The sequence below is a fragment of the Flavobacterium coralii genome, from assembly GCF_019891545.1.
GTDB lineage: Bacteria > Bacteroidota > Bacteroidia > Flavobacteriales > Flavobacteriaceae > Flavobacterium > Flavobacterium coralii.
On the sequence record NZ_JAHDIU010000013.1, the window covers coordinates 26009 to 38016 of the forward strand.

9 protein-coding genes are annotated in these 12008 nt (G+C 42.7%); 6 read left to right on the forward strand and 3 right to left on the reverse strand.

The window, feature by feature from the left end; all coding sequences use genetic code 11:
• Positions 1–340 precede the first annotated feature (340 nt).
• The 4 genes from KJK34_RS14610 to KJK34_RS14625 all read left to right on the forward strand — a co-directional run bounded on the left by KJK34_RS14610 (position 341) and on the right by KJK34_RS14625 (position 5911).
• Complete coding sequence (locus KJK34_RS14610; RefSeq protein ID WP_223054637.1) at positions 341–2800, forward strand: ligase-associated DNA damage response DEXH box helicase; 2460 nt, start codon at positions 341–343, stop codon at positions 2798–2800.
• 220 nt (positions 2801–3020) lie between these two features.
• The gene (gene pdeM / locus KJK34_RS14615) at positions 3021–3665 is read left to right on the forward strand and encodes a ligase-associated DNA damage response endonuclease PdeM (protein WP_223054638.1); all 645 of its coding nucleotides are present in this window, start codon (positions 3021–3023) and stop codon (positions 3663–3665) included.
• A gap of 224 nt (positions 3666–3889) precedes the next feature.
• Positions 3890–5284 (forward strand): dicarboxylate/amino acid:cation symporter, encoded by a 1395-nt coding sequence (locus KJK34_RS14620; RefSeq protein WP_223054639.1) that lies wholly within the window; start codon positions 3890–3892, stop codon positions 5282–5284.
• 114 nt (positions 5285–5398) lie between these two features.
• A complete protein-coding gene (locus KJK34_RS14625) occupies positions 5399–5911 on the forward strand; it encodes a DinB family protein (protein WP_223054640.1) in 513 nt (170 codons plus the stop codon).
• A 294-nt stretch (positions 5912–6205) separates the two neighbouring features.
• Here the strand turns inward: KJK34_RS14625 and KJK34_RS14630 are convergent, their stop codons facing one another.
• Positions 6206–6868 (reverse strand): response regulator, encoded by a 663-nt coding sequence (locus KJK34_RS14630; protein ID WP_223054641.1) that lies wholly within the window; start codon positions 6866–6868, stop codon positions 6206–6208.
• A 298-nt stretch (positions 6869–7166) separates the two neighbouring features.
• On the opposite strand from KJK34_RS14630, the gene KJK34_RS14635 reads away from it, so the two are divergent.
• The gene (locus tag KJK34_RS14635) at positions 7167–7766 is read left to right on the forward strand and encodes a hypothetical protein (RefSeq protein WP_223054642.1); all 600 of its coding nucleotides are present in this window, start codon (positions 7167–7169) and stop codon (positions 7764–7766) included.
• A 58-nt stretch (positions 7767–7824) separates the two neighbouring features.
• Here KJK34_RS14635 and KJK34_RS14640 read toward each other — a convergent pair whose 3' ends face one another.
• Together KJK34_RS14640 and KJK34_RS14645 are read right to left on the reverse strand one after the other, a co-directional pair.
• The gene (locus KJK34_RS14640) at positions 7825–8808 is read right to left on the reverse strand and encodes a fasciclin domain-containing protein (RefSeq protein ID WP_223054643.1); all 984 of its coding nucleotides are present in this window, start codon (positions 8806–8808) and stop codon (positions 7825–7827) included.
• A gap of 225 nt (positions 8809–9033) precedes the next feature.
• Positions 9034–11097: a M13 family metallopeptidase gene (locus KJK34_RS14645; RefSeq protein WP_223054644.1), complete on the reverse strand. Its 2064-nt coding sequence runs from the start codon at positions 11095–11097 to the stop codon at positions 9034–9036.
• 164 nt (positions 11098–11261) lie between these two features.
• Here KJK34_RS14645 and KJK34_RS14650 point away from each other — a divergent pair, with 164 nt between their 5' ends.
• On the forward strand, positions 11262–11954 hold the full coding sequence (locus KJK34_RS14650) for an SCO family protein (RefSeq protein WP_223054689.1): 693 nt from the start codon (positions 11262–11264) through the stop codon (positions 11952–11954).
• Positions 11955–12008: the final 54 nt, after the last annotated feature.

Consider the following 12008-nt stretch of genomic DNA (forward strand, 5'->3'; position numbering starts at 1 on the left):
GGATGTCGGGTGTCCGAAGTCCGGGGTAGATTGTTTTCCATTCCGAGCGCAGTCGAGGAATCTTGCAGGAGGAGCTTTGAGATTTCTCAACTCCGCGATGCTCCGTTCGAAATGGAACGCTATATTTAGTTATCTGAATTTCCATTCCGAGCGTAGTGGAGGAGTCTTTATTTGAGATGTCTCAATTCCGCTTTGCTTCATTCGACATGGAAGCGTGATTTCCATTCCGAGCGAAGTCGAGGAATCTAATATATTAAGGCATAAGTAAAACAATATTAATAAAACACATCGGACTTCGGACACCCGTCTTCCGACAAAATCAACCTCAAACAAATTTATTTTGAACCGCGAACAGCTTTTCGATATTGCCACCGGATGGTTTGACAGCAAGGGATGGAAACCTTTTCCGTTCCAGACGCAAACCTGGACCGCTTTCCTCCAGGGCAAGAACGGACTATTGAACGCACCCACAGGCAGCGGCAAGACGTACGCGCTATGGATACCTGTCGTATTAAACTATATCAAGAAAAACCCCGATTACAAAACTAAATATAAGCCCGGGCTAAAGGCAATATGGATCACACCATTACGTGCACTTTCGGTAGAAATAAAACAGGCTGCCGAGCGCGTGGCGGATGATTTGGGCACACAATTAACCGTCGGCATACGTACCGGCGACACTACCTCTGCCGAGCGCAGTAGGCAAAAAAACAAAATGCCTGACTTGCTGGTTACTACCCCGGAAAGCATGCAGCTTATGCTGGCAAGCAAAGATTACCCAAAAATCTTTAAAGGCTGTACCGCTATAATAATAGATGAGTGGCACGAACTCTTAGGCACCAAGCGCGGTGTGCAGACAGAGCTTGCCCTTTCCCGCTTAAAAACCGTTGCGCCAAAAATGCGCATATGGGGTATATCGGCTACTATTGGCAACCTGCAACAGGCTATGGAAGTGCTGCTCGGCCCTGAGTCGGAAGCACTAAATAATGCCGTGATGATAAAAGCGCACATCAATAAAAAAATAAATGTGCTCTCGGTACTGCCCGAAAAAATGGATGCCTACCCCTGGCGCGGGCACATGGGGCTTCATTTGGTAGATGAGGTAGCTGCCATCATAAAAAAAAGCAGGACAACCCTGATTTTTACTAATGTGCGCAGTGCTTGCGAAATATGGTATCAGGCGCTTTTAGATAAATATCCTGAATTTGCAGGCGATATGGCCATGCACCACGGCAGCATCAGCCGCGAGATGCGGCAATGGGTAGAACAGGCCATACGCGATGAACAGCTAAGGGCGGTGGTATGCACCTCCAGCCTTGACTTGGGCGTAGATTTTGCCCCTGTAGAAACTGTAGTGCAGGTGGGCGGGCCTAAGGGTGTAGCGCGCTTTTTACAGCGTGCCGGGCGTAGCGGGCACAGGCCGGGGCAGGAAAGTAATATTTACTTCCTTGCCACACACGCCATAGAACTGGTGGAAGCTTCGGCGCTTAAAAGAGCTGTGGAAGAAACTGTTGTAGAAGACCGCGTTCCCTATCTTAATAGCTGGGATGTGCTGGTGCAATATTTAGTCACGCTTGCAGTGTCGGACGGATTTTATCCTGATGAAATATTTAAGGAAGTTAAAAGCACTTTTTGCTATCAGGCCATTACGGACGATGACTGGCAGTTTTGCCTTAATTTTATTACGCGGGGCAGCCAGAGCCTGAAGGCGTATGACGAATTTAAAAAGGTTGAGATTGAGGCAGACGGCAGGTTTAAAGTAAACAGCAAAGCTGTAGCCCTGCGCCACCGCATGCAGATAGGTACTATTGTGGGCGATGCAAGCATTAATGTAAAATTTTTAGGTGGTGGCTATATTGGCAGTGTAGAGGAATGGTTTATATCCAAGCTAAGTCCCGGGGATGTATTCATTTTTGCAGGGCGCAAGCTCGAGTTGCACCGCATTAAAAATATGGAAGTACTGGTGAGGAAAGCCGACCCCGGTGCAAAGGCAAAACATGCCAGTTGGATGGGCGGGAGGCTTACCCTTTCGGCGCAAATGAGTGAGCTATTGCGTGAGGAGCTTTATGCTGCTAATACCAATTCGATGTCGCAGGAATTAAAAGCGCTTTCTCCGGTATTCGAACGGCAGCGAAAAGAATCGATTGTGCCGGATGAAAACCAGTTCCTCATCGAAACCTTTAAGACCCGCGAGGGCTACCATGCTATCTTTTACCCGTTTGAAGGACGTTATGTGCATGAGGCACTGGCAAGCCTTATGGCGTTTCGCATTAGCCTTTTGTCACCCATTACATTCTCACTTGCCTATAACGATTATGGTTTTGAGCTTTTATCCGACCAAGAGATAGATATGCAGCAGGTTTTGGATAACGACTTGTTTACGCCGCTTCACCTGCACAGTGATTTGCAGCGCAGCCTTAATGCCACAGAAATGGCACGGCGCAAGTTTCGCGATATAGCTGTAATTGCCGGGCTTGTGTTTACAGGCTACCCCGGCAAGGTGGTTAAAACGAAGCACCTGCAAAGCAGCAGCCAGCTCATTTTTGAGGTTTTTCGTGATTATGAGCCGGATAACCTTCTGTTCCAGCAGGCGTATCGCGAAACTTTTGAGCACCAGCTTGAAGAAGGCCGTCTGCTCCTGGCATTAGAGCGCATACAACGGCAGGAAATAGTATGGAAGCAGTGCGAAAAGCCTACGCCATTCAGCTTCCCGATTATTACCGACAGGCTGCGCGAGCGTTTATCAAGTGAAAGCCTCGCCGACAGGATAAGGCGTATGACGGCAAGTTATATGAAGTAGGATGTCGGATGCCTGTTGTCGGATGTCAGATGTTTGAAGATTTTGAGATTTCTCAGCTACACTTTGCTTCGTTCGAAATGGAAGCAATATTAGGTTTTCCATTCCGACCGCAGCGGAGGAATCTCTATAGCATCGGGGCTTCAGTCACCTTACACCCCGCATCCATCTTCAACTTTAACTTTTGCCCGTTACTGCTAATCAGTATCTTTGCCACACTGCAATGACACTAGAAATTACCATTAATAATAACACATTTGTGCTGCACTGCACTGGGTCAGTGTACTGGGTAGAAAAGTGCATGCTCCTCATCAGCGATGTGCATTTGGGCAAGGTGTCGCACTTCCGCAAATATGGTGCTGCCATACCCGGGCAGGCCAAGTACAAGAATTTCCTGAAGCTGGATAGTGTAGTGTCTTTTTTCAGCCCGGAGCGGATTTGCTTTTTAGGCGACCTCTTCCACAGCACGCTCAATAACGAGTGGGATTTGTTTGCCGACTGGATTAACCGCACCCGGATTCCGGTAATTTTGGTGGCAGGCAACCACGATATAATCAGCCCGCATAAATATGAATCATTAGGTGTAACCGTTTGCAGCGAATGGCAGCTAAACGGCTTTTTATTATCGCACCACCCTGAACAGCGGGAGGGGCTGTTTACCCTTTGCGGACATATACACCCCGCAGTATTGCTTGAGGGTATGGGCAGGCAGTTTGTAAAGCTGCCGTGCTTTTTTCGTGGCACGAAGCAAATGATACTTCCCGCCTTTGGCGAGTTTACGGGTACTTATATAATGGAGCCTGCCGAGGGTGATATTATTTATGGCATAACAAAAGAAGATGTGATACAGGTAGAGGCAAAAGTTTAATTTTTGCGGTGTCGGACTAATATTGGAATATGATTCATATGAAATTATTTATCTGACTGCAAAGTTGTGCTCTCTAAGCGAATAAATATGAGATATTCAAGTTTTGAGATGCTATAATAGTTCGTTTTCTTTCGCATTTTTAGCCTAAAAACTATTTTTCCTTTATTTTTACCGCGCAGTAATGCATTTTCTGTAAAAACGTATTAAAAATAACAGGCAAATTTATGTTTAAGTCCCGCTATATAGATTTTTTCACGCTTATAATTATTACCCTTACCGCAATAGTATATCTTTTTGATTACATATTTGAAACCGTGCCTGGCGGTGTTACCACATTTTTCAGGTGGGCATCAGTTTTCGGGCTAATTTTATACGGAATTAAGAAAAAAAGCCTTACTACCTGGATATTGGTATGCCTTGTTATCGGCGCCTGTGTGGGGTATGAGTTTCCTGATGAAGCCGTAAACCTGCGGGTACTGAGTAAGATATTCCTTAAGCTGATTAAAACTATTGTAGGCCCACTAATTTTCGGTACGCTGGTATATGGTATTGCCGGGCACAGCGATATTAAGCAGGTGGGGCGCATGGGTTGGAAATCATTACTGTATTTTGAAGTAGTAACAACTATTGCTCTGTTTATAGGTATTGCGGCCATAAACCTTTTTCCGGTAGGCGAGGGCATAGAAGCCCCTGCCGCCATGCATGATGATGTAGCAGCTGCTGAGCCTCAAACATGGCAGGATATCATACTGCATATTTTTCCTGAAAATATAGCAAGGTCTATGGCAGATGGCGAAGTGCTGCAGATAGTTGTATTTAGCGTGCTGTTTGGTCTCGGGCTCATTATGGTGCCGCAAAAGCACCGCCAGCCCATGGTTGATTTTACCCATAGCCTTTCGGAAGTCATGTTTAAATTTACGAACATAGTAATGTACTTTGCCCCTATAGGTGTGGGCGCTGCAATGGCTTATACCGTGGGCCATATGGGCCTTAGCATTTTGGGTAACCTGTTCGGGCTTTTGTTGTTGCTTTATGGTGCGCTTGCAGCATTTGTGTTGCTTGTACTGCTGCCGGTGGCACTAATGGCACGGATACCTATAGGCTCTTTCCTGCGGGCTATCAAGCAACCGGTTTCTATTGCATTTGCAACCACCAGTAGCGAGGCTGCACTTCCGCGTGCTATGGAAGCCATGGAGAGCATAGGCGTTCCGCGTAAGGTGGTATCGTTTGTAATGCCAATGGGCTACAGTTTTAACCTTGACGGCACTACGCTGTACCTGTCACTCGCCAGTGTGTTTGTGGCGCAGGCAGCAGGCATAAATATGAGCTTTGGCGAACAGCTTATCATGGTATTCACGCTCATGGTAACAAGCAAGGGTGTGGCGGGTATTCCGCGGGCATCATTGGTAATACTTATGGGTACTGCCGCATCATTTAACCTGCCGGTATGGCCTATAATGGCAATATTAGGTATAGATGAGCTTATGGATATGGCACGTACCTCTATAAATGTGGTAGGTAACTGCCTTGCCTCGGCATTCATTGCAAAATGGGAGGGTGAATTCGACCCGAACCGTGAAGGCGGCGATGAGGTTTTTGAAGCCGAGCCACAGAAGTAGCATCAATATACAAATTTCAAAAAAAAAATATATTTTTAAAATCCTGCTGACAAAGGGCTGTCACTACCTGTAAATAATTTTGGTGCAGATAATAACACTTAAATTATTTACAATATGGAAAACAATGCAGCAACAGTAGCACCAGCTACAGTATTTACCCCCGAAACGGTATTACATCACTGGCAGGGGCACAGGAGCCTTACACGCAGGGTTATAGAGGCATTTCCTGAAAAAGACCTTTTTAATTACTCTGTTGGCGGTATGCGCACCTTTGCACAAATGGCAATGGAGATTATAGACCTTACCGGCCCCGGCATACAGGGCATTGTAACGAACGAATGGGATAATGTAGATGAGCTGCCCCACGCTACGGGCGAAGGCATGCCGCAAACCAAAGCAGAACTACTCGCCTTATGGGATGAAATAACCGATGTGCTGAACAGCTTGTGGCCTGAAATTACAGCAGGTCGTTTTGCAGAGACAGTAGTGGCATTCGGGCAGTATGAAAACACAGTTTACAAAACCATTTTATATTTTATTGATAACGAAATACACCACAGGGCGCAGGGATATGTTTACCTGAGGGCACTTGGCATAACGCCACCCCCTTTTTGGGACAGGCCATAATAAAAAATCAATCTTTTATAAGATACACCCAAAAGTTGAGACAAATTTATAATTATGTTTGACAATAATGAGCTCGGTATTTAACTGGGTTCATTTCCTTTAAATTCAGTTTGATCCTCAAAACCATACTCTTTAGCAACAGATTCATTTGTCCTGTTCTTCTCTAAAAACTTCTCGGACACAGTTGAACTTAACTCATAACTGTATTTGATTTTCTTTACGTAAAAATGCCTCAAATAGAGTCAAACCTTTATGGGGTAGTTCATACGGGTGGTTTTTGTATATATAATGCAATTATATATAGCCCTGTTTGCGCGCCTCGAGTATAAGCTCTTCATCGCCGCCTTCAATATCAAGCAGCCTTTTTATCCTGTATTTTCGTTTTTCTATACCACTAACCGTGAGCGGTATATATTTGTCTAGATTTTTATTTTTTATCCCCTTTGCCAGTAACTTAATTATTCTGATATCAGTTTCATCCAATATAATACCTGTTTCAAGCCTTTTCAGGAAATTAGACACGGTTTTAGAGTAAAAAGTACCGCCGTCAAGCACGGTTTTAAAACCTTCAAAAAGTTCGTCGGTAGTACAGTCGCTTTTATTAATAAAACCTTCAGGCTCTACATGTTCTAAAATGCGGCTCATAATATCAACCTCTTTGTGCATGGTCATCATTAGTATACGGCAGTGCGGCATTTTTTTCCTCAGCATGAGCGCAACATCGCCACCTGAATAGAGATCTTTCTCGGCATAATCAGGTATGCTGTAATCAACTACCGCTACATCAAAAGGGTTTTCGAGATGCTGCTCAATAGTATTATATGCCGACCTGCAGTCTCCGGCTTTAATAAATTCAAGATTGCCATGCGTTCCGTTAAGGGTCTTAAATATTGCATGGTACCCTTCAAGTACAACCACGTGGTCGTCAATCGCAAGAACCCGTAATACCTTTTTCAAGTTGGATGTATTTACATTTTGGGTAGGCAAAGTTATATTTTAAATATAATACTGAATTGCGGTTTTTCCGCAATTAACAAATACAAACTGATATTTTTAATTTAAAATACTTCTTCCTCCGAGCCCTATTATTGCTCATAATTAATATTGGAGCAGATGCTGCTGCTGCTGATGAAAATAGTTAAATTATGGTAATAAAACAATTTATTTAACAATATAAAAAAATCGGAAAATAATCATTTTGTAAATGCGCTTAATTAAATAATATTCTATATTTAACCTCTTTAACTAAACCAAAATGAAAAAACTTTACTTTATTCTCAGCCTGCTCTTTTCTTTTAGCCTCTACTCGCAAACTTACGAAGGCAAAATAACGCTTGATGACGGCAATATAATTACCGGAATCGTTGAAATGAATTATGATACAGGAATCAATCTTGTGAATTCGAAAAATGAAATAATCGAAGAGATTCCGGCTGAAAATATAAAATTAGCCGAAATAAACGTTGATGGTGAAGTTCAGCGATATGTTTACCTTGAATCATATTTTTCCACCTTCAACTTTAGTAAACAAACAAACCTAAAATTTCGGATGATGCAAATACTATCTGAAGGGCCAAAAGTTACAGTACTGGAATATCGGCCTACAGTTGGATTACTTACAATGACAGAACTTACTTATTTGTACCTGCTTAAAACCGGCTCGCAAACACCCGTGATGTACAGTTCAATACAACGCGGCTCTATTATTAAACCAAATTATAAAAGATATGAATTTAAAGAATTTGCAATGGAATTTTTTGCAGATTGCCCTGCCCTGATAGAAAAAATAGCGAGTGAGGAGTATGACGCAAGAGAATCTATAGAAATTGCTGAAATGTATAATAACTGCAACTAAACATAAAGCCCGGCTGGAATAACCGGGCTTTTAGCATTCTAACTTTTATAATTATTAATTACGGAAGCAGAACCTTATCTATAGCATGTACCACACCGTTTGATGCCTGTACATCTGTAACAATAATGTTAGATACCCTGTCATTAGCATCTGTAATAGAAGCGCCCCCTTCAAGGTTTACTGTAAATGAACCTCCCTGAAAAGTAGTAACGCTCATATTGTCAGTTAAAGTAGCAGCAAGTACGTTAGCTTCTGTTACAACGTGGTATGATAACGCATTTTGAAGTGTAGCCTGAGGCACATCGTTCAATGTTTCAAGGCTTAACTCATCAAGAAGAGCCACAAATGCAGCATCTGTAGGAGCGAAAACAGTGAAAGGAGAGTTTGCAGTACCGGAAAGTGTACCAACAAAATCAGGTTGATCATCTCTTGTAAGCGCCTGTACAAGTATAGAGAACGCAGGGTTGGCAATAGCGTGGTTTACAACGGTAGGTAAATCAATTACGCTATTAACAACGTGTATAACACCATTGCTGGCCTCAATATCGGCAGAAGTAACAGTTGCACCACCATTTGCAGCACCACCGTTAATAACTACACCGCTTGCAGTGTTAATGAACATACTTAAAGTATTGGTAGAAGAAGCACTGCCTTTAGCGAGCGTTTTTACATATCCTGTTTGCAGTGAAGATGACATTACAGTACCCGAAACCACATGGTTGAGCAGTATTTCCCTAAGTACAGCTACAGGTACATCGTTTACTGTTTCAAAACCTTTGGCATCAAGAAATGCATCAAAAGCAGCATCGGTTGGTGCAAACACCGTGAATTCGGTATCACCGTCAAGTGTTGCTACAAGGCCGGCTCGGTCAAGCGCCTGCACCAGAATTGAGAAATTCTGGTCAGCCGCAGCTATATCAACAATAGTGTTGTCCGGCTGATTGTTATTGTTGTTGTCATCATCGCTGCTGCACGAAGTTACAAACTGTGCAACGGCAAAAGCCATAATAGCGGCTGTTTTTGTTAAGAAATTGATTTTCATAGCTTTACATATTTATTTGGTTATGATTATCACAAATTTATGTAAAGTTAACTATTGTTAATTTTTTTTATAAAAACTTTAAACAAAGTTGAATATTGTTATACTCTTAGCACAACACAAATTATAAGATATATCCTATAAATCAAGCATGTAGATAGGCTAATGCACTGAAATCAAATCTGATAACATTAAACAAAAATCCCGCCTTGAAGGCGGGACCTTTATTTACCATATCTTTACACGCTTATCAGGCGCTATATACATTCCGTCACCCTCTTCAATATTAAAAGCTTCATAAAAAGCATCTACGTTTTGTAATGGCACATAAGCCCTGTACATTCCCGGTGAGTGCGGGTCTGTCTTTACCTGGTTCTTAATGGCCTCATCCCTCATCTTGGTTCTCCATATAGTAGCCCAGCTTATAAAGAAACGCTGTTCAGGCGTATAGCCATCTATAAGCCCCGGGTTGCCATGCTCTTTAAGATATAGCTGAAGCCCGTCATAAGCGGCATTAACCCCGCCAAGGTCGCCAATATTTTCACCAAGTGTAAACTTACCGTCAACATAAGTACCCGGTAGCGGCTGTAAAGCGCTGTACTGGTCTGCAAGTGCGCCTCCAAGCCCTGTAAACTTCTCAAGGTCTTCATCGCTCCACCAGTTAACAAGGTTACCATCTGCATTATAACGCGACCCCGAATCATCAAAACCATGTGATATTTCATGGCCAATTACTGCCCCTATACCACCATAGTTAACCGCTTCATCTGCCCTGTAGTCATAAAAAGGCGGCTGTAATATTCCTGCAGGAAACACAATTTCGTTATTGCTCGGGTTAAAATAAGCATTTACAATTTGTGGTGCCATGTGCCACTCATCTTTATCTACCGGCTTGTTAAGCTCTGCTATATTTTCATTGAAGTTAAACTTCGCAATGTTTTTCATGTTAGTAAACAGGGCGCCTCCGGCTTCTGGGCTGGTAATAGTAAGTGCCGAATAATCTTTCCATTTATCCGGGTAACCAATCTTAACACGCAGCTTGCGTAGTTTCTCTATAGCATTCTCACGGGTAGATTTTGCCATCCATGGCAGGCGGTTAATTCGGTTTTCAAAAGCCAGCATCACATTTTTAATCATGTCTTGTGCCTTTTCTTTAGCCTCTGCAGGAAATTTCTTTTCTACATAAAGCTTACCAAGTGCTTCGCCAACAGTACCGTTTATAGTGTGCAGGGCGTTAATATCGCGCTTCTCTTCTTTAAGTGCGCCACGCAGGGTTTTGCTGTAAAACTCCCAGTTTGCTGTTTCAATATCGGTAGTAAGATAATCAGACGATTTATTTATTAGCGTCCACCTCATGTAATCTTTCCAGTCCTCAACTTTATTTTCTTTTAAAAGCTGGTCAAGTGCCGCCATATATTTTGGCTGAGATACTATAACCGTATCTACTTTGGCAATACCGATACCTTTAAGGTATGCATCCCATTTAATAGAAGGCGCTTCTGCCTGAAGCTGCTTTACAGTCATTGGGTTGTAAGTTTTGCGGCGGTCGCGGCGCTCTACCCTGTCAAGCCTCGGCTCTGCCATCGCTGTTTCAAGCGCAAGTATATTTTCTGCCGATTTAAGTGCGCGTTTGTTGTCATACCCTAAATAAGTAAGCATACGTGCCACATGTTGAATGTATTTCTTACGTTTATCTTTAGAGTCTTCATCATCAGAAACATAATAGTCCCTGTCCGGCAATCCTAAAGAACCCGGGCTTATATATACCACATTGCGGTTACTGTTCTTGGCATCGGTACCTACACCGGCCCCAAAAAAGCCAAGCCCGCCTTCGGGTTCCATTCCTGTTAGAAGCGCCTGCAGGTCTTTCACGTTTTTAACCTTATCTATTTTGGCAAGGTATGGCTTTAATGGTGCTATGCCCTGCTTGTTGCGGGCTACAGTATCCATTATGCTCTTATAAAGGCTTGCCGCTTTACCCTGATCAGATTTAGGGTCAAGCTTTTTGTTTGCGGCGGCTTCCTTAAGTATGGCAAGCGCATCGTTATTGGTCTGCTCACGCAGCTCGTCAAAACTGCCCCAGCGGGTTTTATTTCCGGGTATATCGGTCTTATCTACCCAGGTACCGTTTACATACCTGAAAAAATCGTCAGCAGGCTTAACCTTAGTGTCCATATACCCAAGGTTAATGCCCGGCTTTTGTGCTACATTCTTGTTTTGTGCAGTAGTTACAGCCGTTGCGCCTATAATAAGTGCAGCCGCTGCAAGTGTTGCTTTCTTGTTGAGTTTCATATTTTGTGTTTTAAACCAAGTTCTACAAAAATATAAAGTTAACCGAAAAAGCCATGCCAAAAGGGCAAAAAGTAGCTTAACCAATCATTTTTAACGTTTTAAAACCTGCATTATCTTCTGTTATATGCATGATGCTTTCGTAATTTTGCAAAAAATAAATGCATATGCTCTCCTTCTTCAAAAAATATAAAATCTTCTTTATTGTAATGTTGGTGCTTTCGGCTATTATACTGGCACTGTTTTATGACGCACTAAAGCCGGAAAAAAGTTTAAAAATATACAACCCGAGTGATGTGAACCCCGAGCTGGTGGATACCACTGTGCAATACATTAGCCGCCACCATAAAATTGCCGATTTTTCTTTTGTAAACCAAAACGGCGACACCATTACCCAAGAAGATTACAAAGGCAAAATTTATGTTGCTGATTTCTTTTTTACCACCTGCCCCACTATTTGCCCTATAATGACAAAAAACATGGTATGGCTTCAGGATAAAATAAAAGATAATCCAAAAGTTATGCTGCTGTCGCACACAGTTACACCGGAAATTGACAGCGTGCCCGTACTAAGGGCATACGCTACTAAAATGGGCGCTATAGACGGCAAATGGAATATGGTAACAGGTGATAAGAAAGACATTTACTATATAGCGCGTAAATCATATTTAGCGGTTAAAACCAACACTGTTGGCGAGCTGTATGATATGGTGCATACCGAAAACTTTGTGCTGGTTGACACCCAGGGCAGGATACGCGGTTTTTATAACGGCACCAACCTTGATAAAGAGGTAGAGGGCGAAAAGAACGTTAAGCAGCTTTTAGAAGATATCAATTGGTTAAGTAAGCACGAAAATTAGCCCCTGAAAGTTAATTTTTTGTAAATTTGTATTCTTAATTATTCTAAATAAGCT

Coding starts and splice junctions, on each gene's coding strand:
- pdeM (WP_223054638.1), top strand. CDS start 3,021: ATGACACTAGAAATTACCATTAATAATAACACATTTGTGCTGCACTGC.
- KJK34_RS14620 (WP_223054639.1), top strand. CDS start 3,890: ATGTTTAAGTCCCGCTATATAGATTTTTTCACGCTTATAATTATTACC.
- KJK34_RS14625 (WP_223054640.1), top strand. CDS start 5,399: ATGGAAAACAATGCAGCAACAGTAGCACCAGCTACAGTATTTACCCCC.
- KJK34_RS14635 (WP_223054642.1), top strand. CDS start 7,167: ATGAAAAAACTTTACTTTATTCTCAGCCTGCTCTTTTCTTTTAGCCTC.
- KJK34_RS14640 (WP_223054643.1), bottom strand. CDS start 8,808: ATGAAAATCAATTTCTTAACAAAAACAGCCGCTATTATGGCTTTTGCC.
- KJK34_RS14645 (WP_223054644.1), bottom strand. CDS start 11,097: ATGAAACTCAACAAGAAAGCAACACTTGCAGCGGCTGCACTTATTATA.
- KJK34_RS14650 (WP_223054689.1), top strand. CDS start 11,262: ATGCTCTCCTTCTTCAAAAAATATAAAATCTTCTTTATTGTAATGTTG.